The sequence below is a fragment of the Janthinobacterium sp. GW460-12-1-14-LB5 genome (assembly GCF_059423585.1).
Genome location: NZ_JBWKYD010000013.1, coordinates 91,747 through 116,040, shown reverse-complemented (window position 1 = coordinate 116,040; position 24,294 = coordinate 91,747). Strand labels below are relative to the sequence as shown.

The window sequence follows — 24,294 nt, the reverse complement described above, 5'->3', positions numbered from 1 at the left end:
AAACACAATTTACGTCAAAGTTTTTTGCGAGCGTCAGATAAGCTCAATGTGACAAACATTGCCTATCGGCTATAGGTTGTAAGTACTTGATTTTACAAGGCTGCGTGTGACACACTCAATATTGATTATTCAGGGCCGCCGGGAATAGAAAGAAAACGCCACCTCCGGGTGGCGTTTTCTTTTAGTCTGGAAAAACCATGCGCGTGACTTTTTTCTGCCGCCGCCGAAGCCATTGTGCGAGAATGCCCGTCCCCCTTCGATGGTGCGCATGATGACCAAACTCGCCGCAATCATGACTGGAATGACACTCGTGCTGGCAGCTTGCAAGCCCGCAGCCACGGCACCTGCGCACGACATTCCTGCGGCCATGCGCCAGACCGCGACCACCCTGCTGCAGTCGCCATTGCTGCACGCGACCTCGATTGCCGTCGTGTATCGGGGCAAGCAATTCATGCTGCATCAAGGCGAGCTGGAGACCGGCAAAGCCAATCCGCCGGACGACACAACGCTGTATGAAATCGGTTCGGTCAGCAAGACTTTTGCTGGCCTGCTGCTGGCGAACGCCGTGCTCGATGGCAAGGCCGCGCTCGACGATCCCATACAAAAGTACCTGCCGGCCGCCTACCCGAACCTGCAGGCGCAGGGAGAGCCCATTCGCTTGCGCCATTTGATCACGCACACGAGCAATATGCCGGGCATGCTGCCATTGCAGGTGAACGCCGTCTTGCAGGATTTCACGGCACACGCCACGCCGGCAAAGCTCAATGCGGCCTACGCCGGCTACGGACAACGGCAATTCTGGCGGGACTTGCACACAGTTAGCATCAAGGGGCCGCTCGGCAAGGACTACGCCTATTCCAGCGCCGGTACGGAACTCGTTGCGCACACGCTCGAAACAATCTATGGCATGCCCTATGAAGTCCTGCTCACGCAATGGCTCGCGCGCGAAGCGAGCATGCAGGATACCAGGCTGAGCATCACCGCCCAGGATGCCGGCCGGCTGGCGCCCGGCTACCACAGCGACAATCCCGTCGTCACCACGCCGATGCCGCAACTGCCCTGGGGGGCGGCGGGCAACCTGAAGTCGACGATGCCGGACATGGCGAAATACCTGCGCCTGCAATTGGGCGCCCATCCCGCCGTCGTCGAATCGCACCAGCCGCTGGTCCGCTTTCAGGACGACTTCAGCATCGGCTATTTCTGGAACATCGGCAGCAATCGCCAGCTGGGCACGCATTATGTCCACCATGGCGGCGTGCCGCGTGCGCAAAGCTACGCCTACGTCGTTCCCAAATATCAGCTTGGGGTCTTCATCATCACCAACCAGAGCGGCGACACTACGGCCGGCGCCATGGAAAGCGCGCTGGCGCATATTTTCGACACCGTGGAAGCCATGGAAGGCCCGCGGTAGCCGGCCTCAGCGAACAGGCGTGCGTGCTTAGCTTCCTTGCGCAATCGCAATGGCCGGCTGGCGCGCCAGTGCGATGAAGGCGCGCACGTAGTCGATGGCGGTGTCCGTCTCGCGTGCGCCCAGGAAAATCTGCTTGGCGATGCCGCGCGCGCCCAGGCGCACCGGCACCACGTCCATCTTGGCCGCGTATTCCTCGACCAGCCAGCGCGGCAGGGCGGCCACGCCGCGGCCGCTGGCCACCATCTGCAGCATGATGTCGGTCGTTTCGATGGCTTTGTGGCGCTTCGGCGTGACACCGGCCGGCAAGAGGAATTGATTGTAAATATCCAGGCGCTCGATGTCCACGGGGTAGCTGATGAGCACTTCCCGGGTCAGTTGCTGCGGCTGCACATGGGCCGCCGACGCCAGGGCGTGGCCCTTGGCCACGACGAGCACCTGCTCGTAGTCGAACACGGGTTCGAAGGTCAGCCCCGGCTTGTACAGCGGATCGGGCGTGACCAGCAGGTCGATCTCGTAGCCGAACAGCGCGCCGATGCCGCCGAACTGGAACTTTTGCTTGACGTCCACATCCACGTCGGGCCATGCGGTCAGATACGGGGACACGATCTTGAGCAGCCACTGGTAGCAAGGGTGGCATTCCATGCCGATGCGCAGCGCGCCGCGCTCGCCCTGCGCAAACTGGCCCAGGCGCTCTTCGGCCAGGTCCAGCTGCGGCAGCACCCGGTTCGCCACCGCCAGCAGGTACTGGCCGGCCTGCGTCAGGCGCAAATTTCTCCCTTCGCGCAGCCAGACGTCGGTGCCCAGCTGCTGTTCCAGCTTCTTCATGCTGTGGCTCAGGGCCGACTGGGTCAGGTGCAGCACGCCTGCGGCGGCCGTCAACGACCCCTGTTTTTCGACTTGCTGGACGATGCTGAGGTGGATGCGTTCAAGCATTGGAATGAGCCATATTCATGGATGTATGAAATATGACCATTATACTTCATCGATTCCTCCCGCTATCATCCACTTCCCTGTTGCCGGCATTTACCGCCCCTCGCGCATCACTCCCTATGAAAGCAAACATGACACGTCCACTGCGTATAGTCGCCGTCTCCGGCGGCCTGCAACGCCCGTCCAAGGCGGCAGCCCTGGCCGAGCACCTGATGGACCTGATCGCGGATGAAGTGCTGTGCGAGCAACGCCTGGTCGAACTGGGCCAGCTCGCCCCGCAGCTGGCTGGCGCCGTCTGGCGCTCGCAGCTGCCCGAGACGGTGGAGCGCGAACTTGCGGCGGTCGAGCAAGCCGACATCGTGGTGGTGACCACACCGGTCTATCGCGGCTCGTACACGGGGCTGTTCAAGCACTTCTTCGACTTTATTCATCAGGACGCCTTGATCGACAAGCCCGTCCTGCTGGCGGCCACCGGCGGCAGCGAGCGCCATGCCCTGATGATCGACCACCAGTTGCGGCCGCTGTTCAGTTTCTTCCAGGCACGCACCTTGCCGCTGGGCGTCTACGCGACCGACAAGGATTTCCTCGACTACCGCCTGCAGGACGAGGCCCTGCTCCAGCGGGCCGCACTGGCGGTGCAACGGGCCTTGCCCTTGATCGGATTGACGCGCCATGCGAGACCGGCCACGACGCAAGAGCTGGCCGCCGCCTGAGACGCATGGCCACAGTCGCCAGGCAATCAACCCATTCACCTTTTCGCAGAAATCAGGACAGCAGATCACCATGAGCAACGACTTTGTATTCAGCATCAAGAGCATTGTTTTCGATGAAAACTATCATCCATCGGACAATACGCGCCTGACGACCAACTTTGCCAATCTGGCCAGGGGAAAGAGCCGCCAGGAGAACTTGCGCAACACCCTGAAAATGATCGACAGCCGCTTCAACAGCCTGGCGCATTGGGACAACCCGAAGGCAGACCGTTATTCTGTCGAGCTCGAAATCATTTCCGTCGAGTTGAATATCGATGTCAAAGGCGGCAACATCCCGCTGATCGAGATATTGAAGCCGAATATCATCGATAAAAAAACCGGACAACGCATCGATGGCATCGCGGGGAATAACTTCTCCTCTTACGTGCGCGATTACGACTTCAGCGTGCTGCTGCCAGAACACAACAATAATCAAGCCACATTCAGCGCACCAGAGGATTTCGGCGATTTTCATGGCAAGCTGTTCAAGCACTTTGTCAGATCCGATGCTTATCAAGAGCGCTTCAGCAAGCTGCCGGTCATTTGCCTCAGCGCTTCGAGCAGCAAGACCTATCAGCGCACGGAAAATCAGCATCCCATCCTGGGAGTCGAGTATCAGCAAAATGAGTTCTCCTCGACGGATGCCTATTTCGAGAAAATGGGCATGCAAGTGCGCTATTTCATGCCGCCAGACAGTGCCGCCCCGCTGGCGTTTTACTTTATCGGCGACCTGCTGGCCGACTACAGCAATCTGGAGCTGATCGCCACCATCAGCACGATGGAAACATTCCAGAAGATTTATCGGCCCGAGATTTACAACGCCAATGCCGCGGCAGGGAAATGCTATCAGCCCAGCCTGAAGAATCAGGATTATTCACTGACGCAAATTGTCTATGACCGGGAAGAGCGCAGCCAGCTGGCTGTCAAGCAGGGCAAATATACGGAAGAGCACTTCATCAAGCCCTACAAGCATATTCTTGAACAATGGGCTGCCGCCACGCTCGTTGATTAATCACAATACACGAAATCACCATCATGAAAAAATTGTTACCTACTTCCACCGCCGGCAGCTTGCCCAAACCTTCCTGGCTGGCGCAGCCTGAAAAACTCTGGTCGCCCTGGAAATTACAGGACGAGGAATTGATCGAGGGAAAACAGGATGCCTTGCGCTTGTCGCTGCAGGAACAGCAGCAGGCAGGCATCGATATCGTCAGCGATGGCGAGCAGACCCGCCAGCATTTTGTCACCACGTTTATCGAGCATCTGAGCGGCGTCGATTTCGACAAACGCGAGACCGTCCGGATTCGTGACCGCTACGATGCGAGCGTGCCGACCGTCGTGGGCGCCGTGAGCCGCCCGAAGCCGGTGTTTGTCGACGACGCCAGATTTTTACGCCAGCAAACCACGCAGCCGATCAAATGGGCGCTGCCAGGTCCGATGACGATGATCGATACGCTGTATGACAGCCACTATAAAAGCCGCGAAAAACTGGCCTGGGAATTTGCCAAGATCCTCAATCAGGAAGCGCGGGAACTGGAGGCGGCCGGCGTCGACATCATCCAGTTTGACGAACCCGCATTCAATGTGTTCTTCGATGAAGTCAATGACTGGGGCATCGCCACCCTGGAGCGGGCGATCGAAGGGCTCAAATGCGAAACGGCCGTGCATATCTGCTATGGTTACGGCATCAAGGCCAATACGGACTGGAAAAATACGCTGGGGTCCGAATGGCGTCAATATGAGGAATCGTTCCCCAAGCTGCAGCAATCGAATATCGACATCATCTCGCTGGAATGCCACAACTCGCGCGTGCCCATCGATCTGATTGAACTCATACGCGGCAAAAAAGTGATGGTCGGCGCCATCGACGTGGCCAGCAATACCATTGAAACGCCGGAGGAAGTGGCCGACACCCTGCGCAAGGCGCTGCGCTTTGTCGATGCCGACAAACTCTACCCGAGCACCAACTGCGGCATGGCGCCCTTGTCGCGTGGCGTGGCAAGAGGCAAATTGCAAGCGCTCAGTGCCGGCGCGGAGATCATCCGAAGAGAAATCTCGGCCTAGCCGCGCCGTGTCAAATTTAATTGTTTGACATGAATCAAGTCGTGTCACAGGAAGCAGCCGATGCTGCATGACACCACAGGCGCCGAGAGGCGCCTGTGGCGTTGCTGTCTTAGAACTCTTCCCAGTCGGATGACGCCGTTGCTGCCGGTGCAGCTTTTTTGGCGGCCGGCACGCGCAGGGTGACGGCTTGCTGGCGCGGTACGGTTGTCGCGGCGATTGCCGGCTTGCTTGCCGACGCGCCGGCTTCCAGTTTGAAGGCGCTCACCACCTGCGCCAGAGTAGCCGCCTGCTCCTGCATGGCGGCCGCGGCGGCGGCCGATTCTTCCACCAGGGCCGCGTTTTGCTGGGTGACGTTGTCCATCTCGCTGATGGCCTGGTTGATTTGCTCGATGCCGGCCGTCTGTTCCGCGCTGGCCGAGGTGATCTCTTCCATGATGTCGGTAACGCGGCGCACGCTGTCGACCAGGTCGTGCATGGTGCTGCCGGCCTGATGCACGAGCTCGCTGCCGGCCGCCACGCTTTGGGTCGAATCGTCGATCAGGGTCTTGATTTCCTTGGCCGCCGCCGCCGAGCGGTGCGCCAGGCTGCGCACTTCCGTGGCCACCACGGCAAAGCCGCGGCCCTGCTCGCCCGCGCGGGCCGCTTCCACGGCCGCGTTCAAGGCCAGAATGTTGGTCTGGAAGGCGATGCCGTCGATGACGCCGATGATGTCGGCAATCTTGTTTGACGCGGCGTCGATTTGGCGCATCGTCGCCACCACTTGCGCGATGACGGCGCCGCCGCGCTGCGCCACGCCGGAGGCCGTGTCGGCCAGCACGTGCGCCTGGCGCGCATTGTCGGCATTCTGCTTGACGGTCGAGGTCAGCTCTTCCATGGACGAGGCCGTCTCTTCCAGCGAACTGGCTTGCTGCTCCGTGCGCGCAGACAGGTCCAGGCTGCCCGCCGCCACTTCGGACGAGGCCGAGGCGATCGTTTCCGTGCCGGCACGCACCGTGCCCACCGTGTGCGCCAGGTTGTCGTTCATGCGCTTGAGCGCTTGCAATAGTTGCCCCATTTCATCGCTCGACTGCACGGTGATCCGGCTGCGCAAATCGCCCGCGGCCACCGTGTTGGCCACCTGCAGCGCCGTGGCGACGGGGCCGGTGATGGAGCGCGTGATGCCGTACGCCAATGCCGCCGCGATGGCCAGCGCCGCCAGCGACATGCCGATCAGCAAGGTGCGCGTATTGGCATAAGTGGCATTGGCGTTGTCGCCCGCCGTGGTGGCCAGGGTGTTTTGCAAGCTGATTTGTTCGGCAATCAATTGTTTGTAGATAAGTAATACGGGGCGCAGCTGGCCGTACAGGTAGGCGCTGCTGTCGTCCGGCGTACCGTTCCTGATCAGTTCAAGCAAGGCTTCCTGCCCCTGCGCGTAGCGGGTGTTGGCGTCGTTCATCTTCGCCAGCAAGGCCCGTTCGCGCTCGGAATCGAGCATGCTGGCGAGCTTGCCGAGATTGCCGGCCGCCGCCTGGCGCGCGGCCAGGATGGCGTCGGTCTGCTTGCGCTGGTCGGCCGGATCGGCGCTGAGCATCATGTTGCGCAGGGCAATGGCGATGTCGTTGATGTTGGCCGACACGCTGTTGGCGAGCGCGATCTTCGGCATGCTGTCATGCACGATATGGCCGGTGCCCTGGTTGATCTTGCCCAGCATGGCAATGCCCAGGCAAGAGATGATGATCAGCATGGCGCCGATGGCGCCAAAGCCCACGGCAAGGCGTGTGCCGATGGTCAGGTGGGATAAAAACTTCATGGCTGTCTCGATACGGAGGGAATGGTAAAAAGGTCGGCGGCGTGCAGATGGGTGCCGCGCCGCCAAGCGGACGACGATCCTAGACCTTTTTGTTCGATATTTCCATAGGGCAATATGCCTAGTTTCTCCCCGTGGCACACGCCAGTTCCGCTTATCCTGCGGCTTGCGCGTGTTTTCCGCTATATTGGCAGGCACCCGCCGGGCCGCACGCCATGACCGGCGCCGCTGCCAATCCGGCCGTTTTTCTCATTTTCTGCCATAGGTCCGCATGACTTCTTTCCGTCTCCGTTGTTTCCCCTTCCTGCTGCCGCTGCTATTGACCCTGCTGCTGGCGTGCTCGCTGGCTGCGCCGCCCGCCTGGTCGCAGCCCGTCGACGATGCCGCCACGGCCGACCAGCGCCTCGACGGCTTGCGCAAGCAGATCACGGCCATCCAGAAGGCGCTCGATGGCGAGGCGGAACTCGATGACGCGACCCTGTCGCAGATGCGCGCCGATGCGCTGGCGGCCAGCGCCGAGGCGGACAAGGTGGCCGAGGCGCTCACGCCTACGCTGTCGAGCGTGCAGGCGCGGCTGGCCGAGCTGGGCAAGCCGGCAGCGGGCACGAAAGACGCCCCCGACGTGGCAGCGCAGCGCAGCCAGCTGGACCGCACCAGCAGCGCCCTCGACGCGCAGGTGAAACTGGCGCGCCTGTTGGCCGTGGAAGCGACGCAAGCGTCGGAACAGGTGTCGACGGCGCGCCGCGCGCAGTTGCAGGCGCGCCTGGGCGAGCGTACGGCGTCGATTTTGGCTGGTTCTTTCTGGAAACAGCTGCATGCGGAATTGCCGCAGAATCTGCAGCGCCTGCGGGCGCTGGAGCTGGAATTGGCGAATGCGGCCAGCGCCACGCCGTGGTCGGCCTGGGGCGGCTTGCTGGCCGGCATCGTGGCCGTGATCGGCGCCAGCATCTGGGCGTCGCGCTATCTGCTGGTGATCACGGCCACGCGCGTGCCGCATGGCCGCTTGCGCCGCTCGCTGCATGCGCTGGCCGTGCTGGTGCTGGCGGCCGCCACGCCGGGGCTGGTGGCGGAATTGCTGGCCATGGGCTTGCGCTGGGAAGGCGGCCTGTCCGAAAAGACGTCGACTTTCCTCAGCAGCTTGATCGGCATCATCTGTTTTGCCGGTTTCACGGCGGGCCTCGGTCACGCGCTGCTGTCGCCGTGGCGCGTGTCGTGGCGTTTGCTGCCCTTGCCCGACGCGCTGGCGCACCGCTTGCGCCATTTTCCGTCGATGTTTTCCTTTATCGTCGTGCTCGTGTGGGCGACGGAGCGCGTCACCATCGTCATCAATGCGGGCCTGTCGACGGCCGTGGCCGTCAATTGCATCGTCGCCCTGGTGATGAGCACGACCATCGCCTATGGCTTGATGCGCGCCGAGCGCTGCTGGCGCCTGTTGCGCGAGGCCGACCCCGCCACCCTGCTCACGCCGTTCTGGCTGCGCTGCGTCACTGTGCTGCTGTGGCTGGCGCTGGCGTCGAGCGTCATCAGCTTGCTGGTCGGCTATGTGGCCTTCGGCAGTTTTGTTGCCAAGCAAATCGCCTGGGTCATCGTGGTGGTGGGCAGCACCTATTTGCTGACGGTGCTGGTCGACGATATCTGCATGCTGCTGGCTTCCACGCCGCCGCCGCCGGACGCCGTCAACCCCGTGCTGGCCACGCCCAAGGCGCGCGACCAGGCGGCCGTGTTGCTGTCGGGCATCGGCCGTGCCATCGTCGTACTGCTGGCCCTGATGCTGCTGCTGGCGCCGTTCGGTGAAGGGCCGGGCGAGCTGTTCCAGCGCGTCGGCAAGCTGCAGGATGGCCTGGCCATCGGCGAGGTGGCGATCCGCCCATCCGCCCTGATCCAGGCCCTGCTGGTGCTGGTCGTCGGCTTCGTTGCGCTGGGCCTGTTCAAGCGCTGGCTGCAAAACAGTTATTTGCCGACCACCAATCTCGATTCCGGCATGCAAGTGTCGTTCATTACCCTGTTCGGCTATATCGGCGGCGTGCTGGCCGTGGCGCTGGCCCTGTCGGCGGCCGGCATCGGCCTGGAACGCATCGCGTGGGTTGCGTCGGCCTTGTCGGTGGGTATCGGTTTCGGCTTGCAGGCCGTGGTGCAGAACTTCGTTTCCGGCCTGATTCTATTGGCCGAGCGCCCTGTGAAAGTGGGCGACTGGGTGTCCCTGGGCGGCGTGGAGGGGGACATTCGCCGCATCAATGTGCGCGCCACGGAAATCCAGTTGGGCGACCGTTCCACGGTGATCGTGCCGAACTCGGAATTCATCACCAAGACGGTGCGCAACGTCACCCTGGCCAATCCGCTGGGCCTGGTGCAAGTCAAGCTGCCGCTGCCGCTGGGCACGGATGCGCAGGCGGCGCGCGCGCTGATCCTGTCCGCATTTGTCGACAATCCCGACGTGCTCGACACGCCGGCGCCCAACGTGCAGCTCGACGGTATCGACAATGGCTTGTTGCTGTTCAACGCCACCGGCTATGCCTCGTCGCCGCGCCTGACGTCGGGCATCCGCAGCGCCCTGCTGTTCGAGCTGCTCAAGCGCCTGGACGAGGCGCATATCGCGATCGCCAAGCCCAGCACCATGGTGTTGAGCACCGTGCCGGCGCAGCCGGAGACGCCGGCCATGTCGGCCGCGGTACCGGCCCCTGTGGCCGCGCCCGTGCCGCCGCTGACGAGCTAGCCGGCAGAAGTCAGCGCACGGTCGACCACAGCAGCGCCGCCAGGTACAGGCCGATGCCGAACGCCGTGTGGGCCATCAGGCTGCGCAGGCGGGCGGCGTTCGGATGCGGCGTCTTGCTGGCGGCCAGGCCGGCGCCCATGCCCGGCTGCAAGATGCAAAACGGCGCGGCCACGCTCACCAGGCCCGCCAGCAGGGCCGGCGCGAACGTCGGCCCTTGCACCCAGTCCTGTCCCACCAGCGCCAGCAGCACGGCCGCAAACAGCACGCCGATGACGTAATGGGCCGTCCAGCCCAGGATCGCTTCATCGCGCACGGGTGCCGCCTGGGCGATGTTGACGTGGCGCAAAGTGCCGCGCGGCAGATGGCCGAGCCAGCGCCCCACCATGGCAAAGTTCAGCGAGGGTATGCACCAGAAACGTTTTAATGCCACCGCCCACACATCCATCACCGCCGTCGCGCCCACGCCGATCGCCAGCGCATCAAGCCAGAGTATTTGCATCGTGTCTCCCTTATAACATTCAATTGATTGCTTGAATGTTATAAGGGTGCTAGCATCGTGTCAATGAAAAATGCTGATATCGAATTGCTTGCCGGTTCCGCCGGATTTGCCCATATTTTAGGCAGCGCGCCGCGCTTGCGCCTGCTCGAACAGATCGCGCACGGCGAATATGCGGTGGAGCAGCTGGTGGAGTTGACGGGCCTGTCCGTGGCGAACACCTCGCAGCATTTGCAGCAGCTGCGGCGCGCCGGTTTCGTGCAGGCGCGGCGCGACGGCAAGCGCGTGCTGTACCGCCTGGGCAGCGGCCCTGTGATGCAGTTGCTCGATGCGCTGGAGCTGTATGCGCAGCACCAGCGCAGCGAATTGCAGGCGCTGGGCCGGGGCGACCACGTGGAAGCCATCACGGGCGATGAGTTGCTGGAACGCATGCAGGAAGCCAGCATCACCGTGCTCGACGTGCGGCCAGCGCAGGAATTTGCCGCCGGCCACTTGCCCGGGGCGATCAATATTCCGTTTGATGACTTGCAGCGCCGCCTGGGCGAGTTGCCCGCGAACGCGGAGATCGCCGCCTACTGCCGCGGCCCGTATTGCGTGCTGTCCGTGCAGGCGGTCGCGGCCCTGCGCCAGCACGGCTTGCCTGCGCGCCGCCTCGGCAGCGGCTACGACGACTGGCAGGCGGCCGGCTTGCCTGTCGTGAAGGCGGCGTGATGGCGATCCCGACCAGCAAGCAGGAACTGGTCGAGGCGATTACCACCACGTACGTGAAACTGGCGCAGGAGCTGGCGCGCGTGCCGCCGGCCTTGGCGCGCGATCCCGTGCTGGAGGGACAGGTGAAAGGCACGCGCATGAGCGTGTGCGATTTGCTCGCCTACCTGGTGGGCTGGAATGAGCTGGTTTTGCACTGGCATGCGCAGCTGCGTGAGGGCAAACGCATCGAGGATATCGCCTTTCCCGCCGAAGGTTTCACGTGGAACGCTCTCGGCGCTCTGGCGCAGCGCTTCTATGCCGACTATGCTGACCTCAGCATGGACGACTTGCTGCAGCGTCTGGCACAGGCGAAGAACCAGTTGCTGGCGCTGATTGAAAGCCATGACGACGCGCAATTGTATGGCCAGCCCTGGTACACGCATTACACGATGGGGCGCATGATCCAGTTCAATACGTCGTCGCCGTATGCGAATGCGCGCACCCGCTTGCGGGCCTGGCTCAAAACTTTGTAGCGGCAGGATCGGCAGGCTTGCACGATTGCATCAGTACGCTCTGAAAATTTTTCAGGCAGGATAGTGGTCTCAAGTGCCACAATTATGCGTAACCAATTGAAGGATCGCCATGCTGACCATCGCCCTTGCCCAGCTCAACCCCACCGTGGGCGACTTCGACGCCAATGTCGCCGCCATCACCGCGCGCATGGCCCGCGCCAGCAGCGATGGGGCCGACTTGCTCGTATGCCCGGAACTGTCGCTGTGCGCGTATTACCCGGGCGACCTGTTCGAGGATGCCGCCTTCCTGCGCGGCCTGCAGCAGGCACTGAATCAGCTGCTGGAAGCATCGACGCGCTGGCCGGAACTCGTCACCGTCATCGGCACGGCGCGCCCGAATCCCGGCGTCGGCAAGCCCCTGTACAACGCCTTGCTGGCCATCCGCGACGGGCATATCGTCGCCGAATACTACAAGCAGCTGCTGCCGACGTATGGCATCTTCGACGAGGGCCGCCATTTCGAGCCCGGTCCACCCGGCGCCTGCACCTTGACTATCGCCGGCTGCAAGGTGGGCTTCATGATTTGCGAGGATGGCTGGAACGACGATGGCCGCGCCTACGCCGTCAACCCGTTTGAGGCCCTGCACGCGGCGCGTCCCGACCTGGTCGTCAGCATCAACGCCAGCCCGTCCGACATCGGCAAGCGCGCGCAGCGCCACGCCGTGTTTGGCGCCGCCTGCCAGCGCGTGAATCTGCCCCTGCTGTTCGTCAACCAGGTGGGCGGCCAGGACCAGCTCGTGTTCGACGGCGCCTCGTTCGCCATCTCGCCCGGCGACGGCCTGCAATTCGAGGCGGCCCGCTTCGTCGAGGCTTTCCAATTGCTGCGTTTTGCCGATGGGCGTTTCGCGCAATCCGATGGCCAGCCCTTCCCCGTGCCGGACCCGGACGGTATCCCCGCCGTGGAGTTTGCGCGGCGCCAGATCGTGCTCGGCTTGCGCGACTACGCGCGCCGCTGCCGTTTTAGCAAAGTCGTCGTCGGCTGCTCGGGCGGCATCGATTCGGCGCTGACCCTGGCCCTGGCCGTCGAGGCGCTCGGTGCCGACAATGTGGTGGCGATCACCATGCCGTCCGTATTTTCCAGCGCCGGCTCCGTCACCGATTCCGTCGCCCTGTGCGCCAACCTCGGCATCGCCCTGACTACGCATCCCATCCGCGACATCGTGGCGCAGTACGAAGCCGGCTATGCCCTGGCCTTCGACGGCAAGCTGCAGGGGCTGCCGCTGGAAAACCTGCAGGCGCGCGTGCGCGGCACGATCCTGATGGAGTACTCGAACGCGTTCGGCGCCCTGCTGCTCACCACCGGCAACAAGAGCGAAATCTCGGTGGGCTACTGCACCCTGTACGGCGACACGAACGGGGGGCTGGGCTTGATCGGCGACCTGTATAAAACCGAGGTCTTCGCCCTGTCGCGCCACCTCAACGCCAGCGCCGGGCGCGAACTGATCCCCGTCGCCGTGCTCGAGAAACCGCCGTCGGCGGAACTGGCGCCCGGCCAGCGCGACACGGACAGCTTGCCGCCATACCCGGTGCTCGATGAAATTTTAAAGTGGCATATCGAGGGACGGCGTTTGCCGGCGGCCGAAAGCGCGCAGGCGCTGACCCTGGTCGACCAGCTGCGCGAGACGGACGAGGGGCGGGTTCTCGTGACGCGCATCCTCGGCATGGTCGCCCGCAGCGAGTACAAACGGCGCCAGGCGGCGCCCATCATCCGCGTGCGTTCGCGCGCCTTTGGCAGCGGGCGTCAATTGCCGATCGCCGCCCACTACCCCACCGGAGACGACGCATGACCTTATCCTATTCCGCCGACGCGGCCATCCTGATCGGCCGCTTCCAGCCTTTTCACAATGGCCATGCGGGCTTGCTGCAGAAGGCGCTGGCGACGGCCGCGCAAGTGGTGGTGGTGCTCGGTTCCGCCTTCCATGCGCGCAGTCCCAAAAACCCGTTTACGTGGCAGGAGCGGGCCGCCATGATCGCCGCAACGTTACCCGAGGCGCAGCGCGCGCGCGTGCATTACGTGGCCGTGCGCGATTACTACGACGATGGCCTGTGGGCCGATGCCGTGCGGCGCGCCGTGGCGGGCGCCGTGCCCGCGGCGCAGCGCGTCACCCTGGTGGCCTGCTTCAAGGACGCCACCAGCTATTACCTGCACCACTTCCCGCATTGGCAGCTATTGAATCTGGAGATCGATCCCGGCGCACCGATCGGCGCGACGGCTATCCGCAACGTGCTGTTCGAGGCGGAAGACGTCGACGTGTCGCTGAGCGCCGTGGCGCAGCTGCTGCCGGGGGCCATCGGCCAGTATGTCAAAGCGTGGACCTTGCTGCCGTGGTACGCGCCGCTGGTGCAGGAATACCGCGCCATCGAAGCCTACAAGGCGCGCTGGCGCACGGCGCCGTATCCGCCCATCTTCACGACCGTGGACGCGCTGGTGCAGACGGGCGGCCACGTGCTGCTGGTGCGCCGTGGCGGCTATCCGGGCAAGGGCCTGTGGGCCTTGCCGGGCGGCTTCCTGGAGCCGCGCGAACGCCTGCTGCAGGGCGCCCTGCGCGAGCTGGCGGAAGAGACCCAGCTGGGCGTGCTGGCGCCCACCCTCGTCGAGGCGCTGGTCGGCGTGGCCGTGTTCGACCATCCGGACCGCAGCCAGCGCGGGCGCACCATCACGCATGCGCATTATTTCGACCTGAAGACGCGCCAGCTGCCGGCCGTGACGGCGGCCGACGATGCGGCGCTGGCGCAATGGGTACCCGTGGCCTCGCTGCCGGCCATGGAAGAGCAATTCTTCGAAGACCACTTCCACATCCTGAACCACTTCCTCAAGCTCACGCACGAGGGGCGCTGAGGGCAGCAACCTTATCGGCGCGCGTCAGGACGTCACGCGTTCCCAGCCATGCTTGATGGCCGCCTTGAAGTTGTCCCACGCCGACTGGGGATACGTGTGCTCCCACGTGGAACGCAGGTCCGCTTCCACCTCGTCCCATGGGCGGCCCCGGTAGCTGTCGCTGTTGGCCATCGAATGGCCATAGCGGTAGGCGGGATCGTAGTCCTCGAAGCGCGCGCCGGTGGCGACATAGGTGGTGCTCCAGTGGCTGCGGTAGTACTGCTCGTCGTCGTAGCTGGTGCCGGGCAGGTTCTCCGCGCCTGGATAGCGGCGCACGTTGGCGCCCGTGCCGGAAGGCGGCGGGGCCATGCCGCCCGCAAATTGCTGCGATACGGCCGCCGCTTCGTTCAGGTTGCCGCTGGGCGTGCCCTGCTGCGATGGGGCGCTTGACTGCATGCTGGCGCCCTGACGCCGCGCGCTGTCATCTTGCGGCGCGCCTTGCCAGCCGCCGGCGCGCCAGTGCTCGGCATGCGCATCGATGTCGAGCGGTGCGTAGCGTTCGACGAGGTCGGTGGCGCGCTGGAGATCGGCGTCGCTCGCTCCCTCCAGCGTCAGCACGACATGCCCGCGCCGCACGGCTTCCGCATAGATGTGGCGGTCGGCATGGCTGCCGAACAGGTCCGTAAAGAAATGCTTGATGCTGTCGAGCAGGCTGTCGCTGTCGTCGCGGCGGATATTTTCCGTGGCGGAAAAGTCGTCGCTCCCCGCATCGTGCAGGCGGATGCTGGCGCCGGGGAAGCCCGCCGTGATCAGGTCGTGCCGGGCGCGCTCGGCCATGTCGCGCACGGCGAAAACTGCTGCCAATGTATGTGCCATGATGGTCTCCATTCGATGAACAACGTCCTTTCAGTGTAGGCCGCGCACACCGAAAGGGGCGCCCGTTTGCCCCTTGGAAATCGTTGTGTTTATCAAGTATTGACGAAGTGAAACCTCAGCCCGGCGTTCCCACGAACGCGCGCAAAAAGTCGATAAAGGCGCGCACCTTTTCCGCAATATGCTGGGTGTTCGGATACACGGCATACACGCCCTGCTCCGGGAAGACGACGCCGGGCAGCAGGCGGCGCAGGCGTCCCGCGCGCACCTCCCCTTCCACCAGCCACTGCGGCAGCAGGGCCACGCCGCAGCCGCCCAGCGCAAAGCCCAGCAGGGCCGAGGCGGAGTCGGAATGGATGGCGGCGTCGTCCTGCGCGGCAAAGGCGGCCGGGCCGTCGGGCGTGTGCACGTCCCAGCGCAGCGGCGAGGCCAGGCGGCTGTGCGCCAGCCAGCGCGCGCGCTGCAAGTCGTCCAAGGTGGCGATGTCCCTGCCGGGCAGGCTGGCCAGGTAGGCGGGCGAGGCGACGGGCCAGATGGCATACGGCTCGATCAGCGCGGCGCGGTAGCTCGAATCGTTGAGGGAACCCATGCGGATGGCCAGGTCGTAGCGGCCCGAGATCAGGTCTTCGTGCGAAGACGACGACGAATGCTGGATCTGCAGCTGCGGGTGGGCGGCGGCGAAGGCGATCAGCGCGGGAATCACCGTGCGGCTTCCGTATTCGACGGTGGTGGTCAGGCGCAGGGTGCCGCGCAAGCCTTGCTGGCCCTGGCGCGCCGTCTCGATGGCGCCGTGGGCTTCGCTGAGCACGCGCTGGCAATCCTCGTAAAAGCGCCGCCCCACGTCCGTCAGCGCCAGACTGCGCGTGCTGCGCGTGAGCAGCGACACGCCCAGCTCCGCCTCCAGCTGTTTCAAATTAAAACTGACGACGGCCTTGCTCTGGCCCAGCACGGCGGCGGCCGCCGTCAGCGAACCGGCGTCGACGATGGCGATGAAAATACCCAGGCGGTCAAGACTGATCATGATAAGAGTAAGTAAACATGCGGGTGTCGGAGGTTTGTCAAATTTTATTTGACAGTGTAATCGGGGCTGGCCCGTTACGCAAATGGCGATGAAAGCTTAAGCTGGCCGTTTGCCATTCGGAGCACCATGGACTATCGCAAAAAGGTGGCGGCCATCTATCTGCTGGGTTTTTTCGTCGACCTGATCAACATGTTCATCACCAGCGTCGCCTACCCCGACATCGGCCATGCCCTGCACGCCTCGGTGGCGCAGCTGGCCTGGATCAGCACCGCCTACATCCTCGGCTTGACCATCGTCATCCCCGCCAGCGCCTGGCTGGCTGCCTATTATGGCAGCAAAACCGTGTTCATGGCATCGTTGCTAACTTTTTTATGCGCGAGCATCGGCGCCGGCCTGGCGCCGTCGATCGAGGCGCTGATCGCCTGGCGCTGCGTGCAGGGCCTCGGTGGCGGCTTGCTGATCCCGCTGGGGCAAAGCATGACCTACCAGCTGTATCAGCCTGCCGAGCGTCCTGGCCTGTCCTCCGTCATCATGCTGGTGGGCTTGCTGGCGCCGGCCCTGTCGCCCGCGCTGGGCGGCGTCATCGTCGACAGCCTGTCGTGGCGCTGGATTTTTTACTTGAACGTGCCGTTCGCGGCGCTGGCGCTGTTGCTGGCCGCCTGCTGGCTGCGTCCCGACGCACCGCGCGCGGCCGTCCCCCGCCTCGACGTGGGCGGCCTGCTGGCGGGCAGCACGGCGATTTTGCTGCTGTTGCTTGGCTTGACCATGCTCGGCACGCCGGGCGAGCTGCTGGCCGGCGCCGGCGTGCTGGCGCTGGGCGCCGCCTGCGCCTGGGGCTATGTGCGCGGCGCGCTGCGCAAGTCCACGCCGCTGCTCAACCTGCGCCTGGCCGCCGAGCCGCTGCTGCGCATTGCCATGCTGATGTATCTGCTGGTGCCGGGCATCTTCATGGGCGTGAGCCTGCTGGCCATGCTGTATTTGCAGGGCGTGCTGGGCATGCCGGCATCGACGGCGGGCGCGCTGATGCTGCCGTGGGCGCTGGCCTCGTTTGGCGCCATTTCGCTCACGGGCAAAAGCTATCGCCGCGTGGGGCCGCAGCCGCTGTTCATCGCTGGCGCGCTGCTGCAGGCGGCGGGCATGCTGATGCTGCTGCGGGTGGACTCGGCGGGTCAATTGTTCTGGCTGGCCGGCGCGTATGCCGTCATGGGTTTTGGCGGCGGCTTGTGCAGCAGCACGGCGCAAAGCACGGCGTTTTTGCGCACGCCGGATGGGCAGCTGAGCCAGGCCAGCGCCGTGTGGAATATCAACCGCCAGCTGGGCTTTTGCCTGGGCGTGGCGCTGCTGAGCGTACTGCTCAACGGCTTGCTGGCGGCGCAGGGAATTTCGACGCTGGACGACCCCGCCCAGCATGCGCGCGCGGCACAGGTGTTTCACTGGTGTTTTGCCCTGGCCGCCGTCTCGTGCGTGCTGCCGCTGGCGCTGTGCCTGCGCATCGACAACCGCGCCGTTCTCGACCTTTTACATCACCATGGAGCAAGCAAAAAATGAACGCTACAAATCCTTATTTTGACGACGTCTTATCCACGCATGTGCTGATCCGCGAGTGGCTCGCCGGCGAAGCCACGGCACCCGAACATTGCGCCGGTTTGCTCGCGCGTTTTTCGCCCGGTTTCACGATGGTGGCGCCGTGCGGCAAGCAGCTCGATGGCGCCGGCCTGGCGGCGTTTTTCCGCGCCGCCGGCGGCAGCCGTCCGGGCTTGCAGATGCGCATTTCGGATCTCGTTCTGATACAGGAAAGCGCTGCCGGCGCTACCGTCTCTTACCGCGAGTTCCAAGCCATGCCCGGCGCAGAAAACACCGAGCGGTTGTCGACCGTCGTGTATGACAAAACACCGGATGGCAGCCTGCTGTGGCGCCATCTGCACGAAACGTGGGTGGTTTAATTTAACTCAAATCATGCAAGCCTTTTTGCTGCGCCGGAGCGATGGAAAACCGGGAAAACGCCACCTCCAGGCCACCCCGTTCCGGCGTGCAGCACATGGGTCCGACGCGGTAGCTGCCGGCCTCGGGAAATGGCGCCAGGCGCAGCAGCGGCCAGCGCTGGCCATCGGTCGAATACTGGACGCGGATCACGCCTTGCGCCACCGTCACGCGCAGCCAGAAACCATCGGGCATGGCCGGGGCGATGCTGACGGCCCAGTCGGATTTGTCCTGCGTCAATACGGAGCTCAATAACAGCTGGCCGTCGGAAAATTCGACGCCGCATTTGATCCAGTTCTGCTCGTCGATGCGCACCATCATGCCGGCCTGGTCATACAGCGCGGAATACTGCGCCGCCACGTGCAGCTGCGCCGTGAAATCGCCGTCGACTTCCGTGCCGAAAAAGTGGCCGCTGTCGCGGATAAAACCATACGAGGTCTTGCGCCAGAAATCCGTGTTCGCATCCGTCGTCACGCGCAATTGCGCGCCGTCGGCGGACCAGTTTTCCGGTGGATTGTGCCAGCTGCCTTGCGTGAACATCGCATTTCCTCCTGATCGAAAAATGCTACATAGTTTGCCCCCATCCCAGCGCCTTGTACAGGGCGATCGCATCGATGTAGGACGCCGTTTCCGCCTGCAGCGCTTCGCGCCGGATATCGAACAAGGCGCGCTGGTTTTCCAGCACGGCCTGATAGCTGCCGGCACCGCCCTGGTAGCGCGTCGTGGCGATGCCGAGGGCCGCGTTGCCATGGCGCGCCGATTCCAGCAGGGAGGCCAAGCGCGTCTGGTTTTCCGCCAGCTGCGTGACGGCATTTTCCACGTCTTCCTGCGCCAATAACATCGTCTGCTCATAGCGCGCCAGCGCGCCCTGCGCCTCGGCCTGGGTGCCGCGCAAGCGCGCCTTCACGCTGCCCAGGCGGAAGGCCGGATAGCTGACGGAGGGAGCCACCTCAAAGGCGCGCGCGCCGCCGTCGAACACACCGCTGCCGCGCAGGGCGAAGAAGCCTAAAAAGCCGCCCAGGCTCAGGCGCGGATACAGGTCGGCCGTGGCGGCACCCACGTCTTCGCTGGAGGCGGCCAGCAGGCGCTCGGCGCGCACCACGTCGGGCCGCTGCTTGATCAGCCGGTTCACGTCACCGAGGGGCAGCTGGCCCGCCAGCGGCGCCTGCTGGCGCGGTGTGGTCGCCAGCGCGATGGCGCCAGGCGCTTGCCCGCTCAGCACATCGAGCCGGTACTGCGCCTGCCGTAACCCCGCCTGCAGGGGCGGCAAGGCCGCCTCGCTGCGCGCCAGGTTGGCCAGCGCGTTGTGGCGTTCTTCCGGCAAGCCGCTGCCGGCGCGGATGCGCGCGTCGGTCAATGCCACCGTATCGCGCCAGCTCTGTATCTGCGCCTGCGTCAGCGCCAGGTTTTGCTGGTAGCCCAGCGCCTCGTAGTAATTGCGCGCCACCTCGGCGGCGATCGTCAGCTGCACTTGCCGCAAGTCCGCCTGCGCGGCGTCGGCGCGCGCCTGCGCCGAGCGGGAAATATGCGCCAGGCGGCCGAACAGGTCGATCTCCCATTGCGCGTCGAATCCCACGCGCGTATTCGTGCTGGCGGCGCGGCTACCGGGAGTGTCTTGCTGCACCGTGCGCTGCCACCCAGCCTGGCCCGTGACGGCAGGTAGTTCATCGAGGCGGCGCTCGTCGAAGATGGCGCGCGCGGCCAGCAGATTCGCTTGCGCTTGCGCGATATCAAGGTTGTGTTCGAGGGCGCTGGCGATCAGCTGCGACAGCCGCGCATCGTCGAAAAACGTCCACCAGGCGGCATCCTTGGCCGCCGTTTGAGCTGGCGCAAACTGCGCTTGCTGGGGGCTGGCCAGGGCGATGGCGGGCGTGCCCGGCGTGACATAAGCGGGGCTGACGGCGCAGCCGGCCAGCACGGGGAAAAGGACGACGAGATAGCGGTAATTTTTCATGGGGATTCCTTCAGCGCCTGCGACAAATCGCGGGCGCGCGGCGTGGCATGGTCGGCCGTGTGGCGGCGGGCCAGAAAGGTGTACACGGTGGGCAGCACGAACAGGGTAAAGAAGGTGCCGATCAACATGCCCGAGACGATCACCACACCGAGGCCGAAGCGGCTGTTGGCGCCCGCGCCCGAGGCGAACAGCAGCGGCACCAGGCCCACCACCATGGCGGCCGTCGTCATCAGAATCGGGCGCAAGCGGATCTGCGCCGCCTTGCGGATGGCCGTGATGCGGTCGAGCCGTTCATGCACCTGCAATTCGTTGGCAAACTCCACCATCAGGATGCCGTGCTTGCTGATCAAGCCGATCAGGGTCACGAGGCCGATTTGCGTGTAGATGTTGACGGTGGCGTAGCCCAGCGCCAGCGGAATCAGTGCGCCGCAAATCGACAGCGGTACCGTGATCAGGATGATCAAAGGGTCCGTCAGGCTTTCGTACTGCGCCGCCAGCACCAGGTAGATGACGACGACGGCCGCCAGGAAGGCCAGCAGCAGGGCATTGCCCTCCGTGGCGAACTGGCGCGCGTCCGATTGCCAGTCGTAGCTGAAGCCGGGCGGCAGGGTCTTGGCCACGCCATCGAGGAAGGCGACGGCGTCGCCCAGGGTCACGCCCGGCGCCGGCACGCCCTGGAAGGTGGCCGCATTCTGCTGGTTGAACTGCGTCAGCATGTTCGGCTCGATCTGTTCCGTTACCGAGACGACGGCGGACAGCGGCAGCAGGCTGCCATCGTCGGCGCGCACGTACTGCTGCGTCAGGGCTTGCGCCGTGAGTCGCTGTTCGCGCGGGCTTTGCGCGATGACGTCATAGGCGCGGCCATCCATGCCGAAGCGGTTCAGATAATTCTCGCCCACCAGCACGGCCAGCGATTCGCCGATGTCCTGCATGCGGATGCCCAGGCTGTTGGCTTTCGAGCGGTCCACGCGCACTTTGACCACGGGGTTGTTGTAATCGAGGTCGCTGTCGACGACGGCAAACAGGCCGCTGTCGCGCGCGCGCTGCTTGACGTCTTCCATGGTGCGGAACAGGGTGGCGTAATCCTGCGCGCTGCGCAAGACCATCTGCACGGGCAAGCCGCCGCTCGATCCTGGCAGGGGCGCCAGCTGGAAGGCGAAGATGCTGGTGCCTTCCACGTCGCCCACGGCGTGCTGGAGTTCGGCCTGGATGACGGCCGCGTTGCGCGCGCGTTCGGCCCACGGCGTCAGGTTGATGCCGCCGATGCTCGACGCCGGACCTTCGCCGCCGTTGATGATCCAGCGCGAATCCGTTTCGGGGATGTTCTTGTAGATGTCATCGAGCTTGTAGGAAAAACGTTCGACGTAATCGAGGTTGGCGTGCTGCGGCGCCTTGATCGCCGTCAAGACGCTGGCCTGGTCTTCCGCCGGCGCCAGTTCGCGCTGCGGCAGCAGGTACAAAAACGGCAGACTCACCATCACCAGCGCGGCGAAACCGGCGCTCAGCCAGCGGTGGTGCAAGGAGCGGTCCAGCAGGCGCGCATAGCGCGAGGTTAAACCCTCGAAGAAATGCTCGGCGGCGCGCGCCATGCGCCCTTCCGACTGTTTCGGCTGCAGCAGCAATGAGCTCATCACGGGCGACAAGGTCAGCGCCACCACGCCCGACACCACCACGGCGCCGGCCAGGGTCAGCGCGAATTCCTTGAACAGCGCGCCCGTGAGACCCCCCATCATGCCGATCGGCGCATACACGGCCGCCAGCGTGATCGTCATGGCGATCACGGGGCCGGCCACTTCGCGCGCACCGACCAGCGCGGCCGCCACGGGCGTCTTGCCTTCCTCGATATGCCGGTGCACGTTTTCCACCACGACGATGGCGTCGTCGACCACCAGTCCCACGGCCAGCACCATCGCCAGCAAAGTGAGCAGATTGATGCTGAAGCCGAAGGCCAGCATCAGCGCCGCCGCGCCCAGCATCGACAGCGGTATCGTCACGACGGGAATCAGCACGGAGCGCAGGGAACCCATGCACAGATAGATGACGATGACGACGATGAGTAATGCTTCGAGCAAGGTGTGCGCCACCTCCTCGATGGACGACTGGATGAAGCGCGCCGTCTCGAACGCCAGCTCCACTTTCACGCCCGGCGGCAGGGTTTTCTGGATCTCGGGCAGCAGTTTTTTGATGCCGTCGACGATCACCAGCGGGTTGCCGCCCGGCGTGGGCGACAGGCCAAGGTACACGGCCGGCACGCCATCCATGATGCCGCTCGTTTCCGTGGCGGCCGCGCCCAGTTCCACCGTGCCCACGTCCTTCAGCCGCACGAGGGCCGCGCCGTCCTTTGCATCGCCGCCCTTGGTGATGACCATGTCGCGGAATTGTTCCACGCTGGTCAGGTCCGTGTTGACGCTGATGTTGGAGACGACGAACTGCCCCTTCACCTTGCCCGGTGCCGCCTGGTAGTTGTTGCGCCGCACGGCGTCGGCCACGTCGGCCGCCGTCAGGCCGCGCGCCGCCAGTTTCGCCGGGTCGATCCACAAACGCATGGCCAGCTGCTGGCCGCCATACACGTCGACCTTGGCCACGCCGTCGATGGTGGCGAACATCGGCTGCACCACGCGCGCCAGGTAATCGGTCAGCGCGGGCGCCGAGACGCTCTCGCTGGCAAAGCCCACGTAGGCGACGGCCGAGGAATCGCCGGCCGAACGCTCGATCACGGGGTCAAAAGCGCCTTCAGGCAATTTATAGCGCACCTGGTTGACCTTGGCCATGACTTCCGTCAACGCTTGCGTGGAATCGCGGTTCAGTTCCATACGCACGGTGACCGTGCTGCTGCCCTGCACCGACGACGATGTCAGGTAATCGATGCCTTCCACCGACGACACGGCTTGCGCAATCGGCTGCGTGACAAACCCCTGCATCAGTTCCGCCGAGGCGCCCGGATACGTGGTTTTCACGGTGATGGTCGATGATTCGAGCATCGGATACTGGCGGATCGGCAGCTGCAGGATGGCGATCACGCCCAGCATCAGAATCAAGGTGCTGATCACCAGCGCCAGCACGGGGCGGCGTACAAATAGATCGGTAAATTTCATCGTGTGCTCCTTTTACGAGCCGGCCTTGGGCGCGGCGCGTTTCGCCTCGTCCAGGGTATTGGCCACGGCTTGCACGGCCATGCCGTCGGCCAGTTTCAGCTGGCCCGAGGCGACCACGCGCTGCCCTTCGCGCAAGCCGTCGATAATGGCCACGCGGCCCCCCGCCCGCTCGCCCAGTTTCACGCCCACGCGCTTGACGGTCAGCGGCTGCTTGCCCTCCTGCTGCGCCACAAACACCGTGTCGCCATACGCGCTGTAAGTCACGGCCGTTTCCGGCACCGTCAGCTGCTGCCCGGCCTCGCGGGCTACCCGCACGTTCGCGTACATGCCCGCTTTCAGGGCGCCGCGCGGATTGGTCAGCGCCGCCTGCACCTGCACCATGCGCGAGCGGGCGATCAGCGGGTCGATGGCATTGATCTTCGCCGTAAAAACGTCGCCAGGATACGCGTCCACCAGCACTTGCACGGCCTGGCCCGGCGCCAGCTTGGCACTGCTCTGTTCATCGAGGGCGAAGTTCACCAGCAAGGATTTCGTGTCGATCAGGCTGGCCACCGTGTCGGCCGCGTTCAGGTATTGCCCCGCGTGTACCTTGCGGATGCCCAGCTGCCCCGCGAACGGCGCGCGGATGGTCTTTTGCGCGATCAGCGCCTCCGTCTGGCGCACGTCGCCCAGGGCCGCGTCGCGCGCGGCCAGGGCAGTGTCGAGCTGCTCCTGCGTGGCCGCCTTGTCCTTGACCATCTGCGCCGTGCGGGCATGGCTGCTTTCCGCGTTTTTCAGCTGCGCGCGCTGGCGCAGCAGCATTGCCTGTTCTTGGGCGTCATTGAGCTGTACCAGCACGGCGCCAGCGGCCACCTGCTGGCCCGATTCGAAGCGGATCTGCGTGATCCGGCCGCCCGTTTCGGCCGCCACCTGTACTTGCCGCGCCGCTTCCAGTTCGCCCACGCCGGCAAAAAACCGTTCTTGCGTGCCCAGCACGACGGGCACCAGCGCCACCTTGGTGGCGGGGTAGGCGGCGGCATCGGCCGCATGCGTAGCGGCTTGTGATGCAGCGCGCGGATACAGCGCGGCGCCCGCGACGGCCAGGGTGATGGCCAGCGCGGAGGCGCCGACGATTTTCGTGTTCATGATGAAGTCCTTTAC

The 24,294-nt window shown here is 64.4% G+C and carries 20 protein-coding genes; 11 read left to right on the top strand and 9 right to left on the bottom strand.

All coding sequences use genetic code 11. The features are described 5' to 3' along the window. Window positions 1–292 precede the first annotated feature (292 nt). Window positions 293–1,411, top strand: a complete 1,119-nt coding sequence (locus AC07X6_RS15295) for a serine hydrolase domain-containing protein (RefSeq protein ID WP_494791522.1) — start codon at window positions 293–295, stop codon at window positions 1,409–1,411. 27 nt (window positions 1,412–1,438) lie between these two features. On the opposite strand, the gene AC07X6_RS15290 is transcribed toward AC07X6_RS15295, so the two are convergent. Further along, entirely contained in the window at window positions 1,439–2,344 is a 906-nt protein-coding gene (locus AC07X6_RS15290) for a LysR family transcriptional regulator (protein ID WP_230540087.1), read from the bottom strand. A 128-nt stretch (window positions 2,345–2,472) separates the two neighbouring features. Here AC07X6_RS15290 and msuE point away from each other — a divergent pair, with 128 nt between their 5' ends. From msuE to AC07X6_RS15275, 3 genes are all read left to right on the top strand, one after another. Further along, window positions 2,473–3,054: an FMN reductase gene (gene msuE / locus AC07X6_RS15285; RefSeq protein ID WP_494791521.1), complete on the top strand. Its 582-nt coding sequence runs from the start codon at window positions 2,473–2,475 to the stop codon at window positions 3,052–3,054. Window positions 3,055–3,124: 70 nt separating this feature from the next. Beyond that, window positions 3,125–4,105: a DUF1852 domain-containing protein gene (locus AC07X6_RS15280; RefSeq protein WP_494791520.1), complete on the top strand. Its 981-nt coding sequence runs from the start codon at window positions 3,125–3,127 to the stop codon at window positions 4,103–4,105. Between the two features lie 23 nt (window positions 4,106–4,128). Continuing rightward, window positions 4,129–5,157 (top strand): methionine synthase, encoded by a 1,029-nt coding sequence (locus AC07X6_RS15275; protein ID WP_494791519.1) that lies wholly within the window; start codon window positions 4,129–4,131, stop codon window positions 5,155–5,157. 109 nt (window positions 5,158–5,266) lie between these two features. Here AC07X6_RS15275 and AC07X6_RS15270 read toward each other — a convergent pair whose 3' ends face one another. Further along, window positions 5,267–6,946, bottom strand: coding sequence for a methyl-accepting chemotaxis protein (locus tag AC07X6_RS15270; protein ID WP_494791518.1), 1,680 nt, complete (start codon window positions 6,944–6,946; stop codon window positions 5,267–5,269). 268 nt (window positions 6,947–7,214) lie between these two features. Here AC07X6_RS15270 and AC07X6_RS15265 point away from each other — a divergent pair, with 268 nt between their 5' ends. Continuing rightward, on the top strand, window positions 7,215–9,656 hold the full coding sequence (locus tag AC07X6_RS15265; RefSeq protein ID WP_494791517.1) for a DUF3772 domain-containing protein: 2,442 nt from the start codon (window positions 7,215–7,217) through the stop codon (window positions 9,654–9,656). A gap of 10 nt (window positions 9,657–9,666) precedes the next feature. On the opposite strand, the gene AC07X6_RS15260 is transcribed toward AC07X6_RS15265, so the two are convergent. Next, entirely contained in the window at window positions 9,667–10,155 is a 489-nt protein-coding gene (locus AC07X6_RS15260) for a DUF2938 domain-containing protein (protein ID WP_494791516.1), read from the bottom strand. A 63-nt stretch (window positions 10,156–10,218) separates the two neighbouring features. Here AC07X6_RS15260 and AC07X6_RS15255 point away from each other — a divergent pair, with 63 nt between their 5' ends. The 4 genes from AC07X6_RS15255 to AC07X6_RS15240 all read left to right on the top strand — a co-directional run bounded on the left by AC07X6_RS15255 (window position 10,219) and on the right by AC07X6_RS15240 (window position 14,252). Then, a complete protein-coding gene (locus AC07X6_RS15255) occupies window positions 10,219–10,863 on the top strand; it encodes an ArsR/SmtB family transcription factor (RefSeq protein ID WP_494791515.1) in 645 nt (214 codons plus the stop codon). Further along, window positions 10,863–11,375, top strand: coding sequence for a ClbS/DfsB family four-helix bundle protein (locus AC07X6_RS15250; RefSeq protein ID WP_494791514.1), 513 nt, complete (start codon window positions 10,863–10,865; stop codon window positions 11,373–11,375). Before AC07X6_RS15255 ends, AC07X6_RS15250 begins: the two co-directional genes overlap by 1 nt. 109 nt (window positions 11,376–11,484) lie before the next feature. After that, entirely contained in the window at window positions 11,485–13,200 is a 1,716-nt protein-coding gene (locus AC07X6_RS15245; protein WP_494791513.1) for an NAD+ synthase, read from the top strand. Then, window positions 13,197–14,252, top strand: a complete 1,056-nt coding sequence (locus AC07X6_RS15240) for a bifunctional nicotinamide-nucleotide adenylyltransferase/Nudix hydroxylase (protein ID WP_494791512.1) — start codon at window positions 13,197–13,199, stop codon at window positions 14,250–14,252. Before AC07X6_RS15245 ends, AC07X6_RS15240 begins: the two co-directional genes overlap by 4 nt. Window positions 14,253–14,276: 24 nt before the next feature. Here AC07X6_RS15240 and AC07X6_RS15235 read toward each other — a convergent pair whose 3' ends face one another. Together AC07X6_RS15235 and AC07X6_RS15230 are read right to left on the bottom strand one after the other, a co-directional pair. Then, window positions 14,277–15,107, bottom strand: coding sequence for a hypothetical protein (locus AC07X6_RS15235; protein ID WP_494791511.1), 831 nt, complete (start codon window positions 15,105–15,107; stop codon window positions 14,277–14,279). A 115-nt stretch (window positions 15,108–15,222) separates the two neighbouring features. Further along, complete coding sequence (locus tag AC07X6_RS15230) at window positions 15,223–16,125, bottom strand: LysR family transcriptional regulator (protein WP_494791510.1); 903 nt, start codon at window positions 16,123–16,125, stop codon at window positions 15,223–15,225. Window positions 16,126–16,251: 126 nt separating this feature from the next. Between AC07X6_RS15230 and AC07X6_RS15225 the strand changes: the two genes are divergently transcribed. Both AC07X6_RS15225 and AC07X6_RS15220 read left to right on the top strand, forming a co-directional pair. Continuing rightward, window positions 16,252–17,673: an MFS transporter gene (locus AC07X6_RS15225; protein ID WP_494791509.1), complete on the top strand. Its 1,422-nt coding sequence runs from the start codon at window positions 16,252–16,254 to the stop codon at window positions 17,671–17,673. Continuing rightward, complete coding sequence (locus AC07X6_RS15220) at window positions 17,670–18,068, top strand: DUF4440 domain-containing protein (protein WP_494791508.1); 399 nt, start codon at window positions 17,670–17,672, stop codon at window positions 18,066–18,068. Before AC07X6_RS15225 ends, AC07X6_RS15220 begins: the two co-directional genes overlap by 4 nt. A gap of 1 nt (window position 18,069) precedes the next feature. Here the strand turns inward: AC07X6_RS15220 and AC07X6_RS15215 are convergent, their stop codons facing one another. The 4 genes from AC07X6_RS15215 to AC07X6_RS15200 are packed head-to-tail and all read right to left on the bottom strand — an operon-like array spanning window position 18,070 to window position 24,279. Next, entirely contained in the window at window positions 18,070–18,645 is a 576-nt protein-coding gene (locus tag AC07X6_RS15215) for a DUF1349 domain-containing protein (protein ID WP_494791507.1), read from the bottom strand. 25 nt (window positions 18,646–18,670) lie between these two features. Continuing rightward, complete coding sequence (locus AC07X6_RS15210) at window positions 18,671–20,059, bottom strand: efflux transporter outer membrane subunit (RefSeq protein WP_494791506.1); 1,389 nt, start codon at window positions 20,057–20,059, stop codon at window positions 18,671–18,673. Beyond that, the gene (locus tag AC07X6_RS15205) at window positions 20,056–23,154 is read right to left on the bottom strand and encodes a MexW/MexI family multidrug efflux RND transporter permease subunit (protein WP_494791505.1); all 3,099 of its coding nucleotides are present in this window, start codon (window positions 23,152–23,154) and stop codon (window positions 20,056–20,058) included. Before AC07X6_RS15205 ends, AC07X6_RS15210 begins: the two co-directional genes overlap by 4 nt. A gap of 12 nt (window positions 23,155–23,166) precedes the next feature. Further along, the gene (locus AC07X6_RS15200; RefSeq protein ID WP_494791504.1) at window positions 23,167–24,279 is read right to left on the bottom strand and encodes an efflux RND transporter periplasmic adaptor subunit; all 1,113 of its coding nucleotides are present in this window, start codon (window positions 24,277–24,279) and stop codon (window positions 23,167–23,169) included. Window positions 24,280–24,294: the final 15 nt, after the last annotated feature.

Bases quoted from the DNA above. Each gene is read 5' to 3' on its own strand.
- msuE (WP_494791521.1), top strand. From the start codon at position 2,473: ATGACACGTCCACTGCGTATAGTCGCCGTCTCCGGCGGCCTGCAACGC.
- AC07X6_RS15205 (WP_494791505.1), bottom strand. From the start codon at position 23,154: ATGAAATTTACCGATCTATTTGTACGCCGCCCCGTGCTGGCGCTGGTG.
- AC07X6_RS15280 (WP_494791520.1), top strand. From the start codon at position 3,125: ATGAGCAACGACTTTGTATTCAGCATCAAGAGCATTGTTTTCGATGAA.
- AC07X6_RS15230 (WP_494791510.1), bottom strand. From the start codon at position 16,125: ATGATCAGTCTTGACCGCCTGGGTATTTTCATCGCCATCGTCGACGCC.
- AC07X6_RS15225 (WP_494791509.1), top strand. From the start codon at position 16,252: ATGGACTATCGCAAAAAGGTGGCGGCCATCTATCTGCTGGGTTTTTTC.
- AC07X6_RS15255 (WP_494791515.1), top strand. From the start codon at position 10,219: ATGAAAAATGCTGATATCGAATTGCTTGCCGGTTCCGCCGGATTTGCC.
- AC07X6_RS15295 (WP_494791522.1), top strand. From the start codon at position 293: ATGACTGGAATGACACTCGTGCTGGCAGCTTGCAAGCCCGCAGCCACG.
- AC07X6_RS15265 (WP_494791517.1), top strand. From the start codon at position 7,215: ATGACTTCTTTCCGTCTCCGTTGTTTCCCCTTCCTGCTGCCGCTGCTA.
- AC07X6_RS15290 (WP_230540087.1), bottom strand. From the start codon at position 2,344: ATGCTTGAACGCATCCACCTCAGCATCGTCCAGCAAGTCGAAAAACAG.
- AC07X6_RS15215 (WP_494791507.1), bottom strand. From the start codon at position 18,645: ATGTTCACGCAAGGCAGCTGGCACAATCCACCGGAAAACTGGTCCGCC.
- AC07X6_RS15235 (WP_494791511.1), bottom strand. From the start codon at position 15,107: ATGGCACATACATTGGCAGCAGTTTTCGCCGTGCGCGACATGGCCGAG.
- AC07X6_RS15240 (WP_494791512.1), top strand. From the start codon at position 13,197: ATGACCTTATCCTATTCCGCCGACGCGGCCATCCTGATCGGCCGCTTC.
- AC07X6_RS15200 (WP_494791504.1), bottom strand. From the start codon at position 24,279: ATGAACACGAAAATCGTCGGCGCCTCCGCGCTGGCCATCACCCTGGCC.
- AC07X6_RS15250 (WP_494791514.1), top strand. From the start codon at position 10,863: ATGGCGATCCCGACCAGCAAGCAGGAACTGGTCGAGGCGATTACCACC.
- AC07X6_RS15260 (WP_494791516.1), bottom strand. From the start codon at position 10,155: ATGCAAATACTCTGGCTTGATGCGCTGGCGATCGGCGTGGGCGCGACG.
- AC07X6_RS15210 (WP_494791506.1), bottom strand. From the start codon at position 20,059: ATGAAAAATTACCGCTATCTCGTCGTCCTTTTCCCCGTGCTGGCCGGC.
- AC07X6_RS15245 (WP_494791513.1), top strand. From the start codon at position 11,485: ATGCTGACCATCGCCCTTGCCCAGCTCAACCCCACCGTGGGCGACTTC.
- AC07X6_RS15275 (WP_494791519.1), top strand. From the start codon at position 4,129: ATGAAAAAATTGTTACCTACTTCCACCGCCGGCAGCTTGCCCAAACCT.
- AC07X6_RS15220 (WP_494791508.1), top strand. From the start codon at position 17,670: ATGAACGCTACAAATCCTTATTTTGACGACGTCTTATCCACGCATGTG.
- AC07X6_RS15270 (WP_494791518.1), bottom strand. From the start codon at position 6,946: ATGAAGTTTTTATCCCACCTGACCATCGGCACACGCCTTGCCGTGGGC.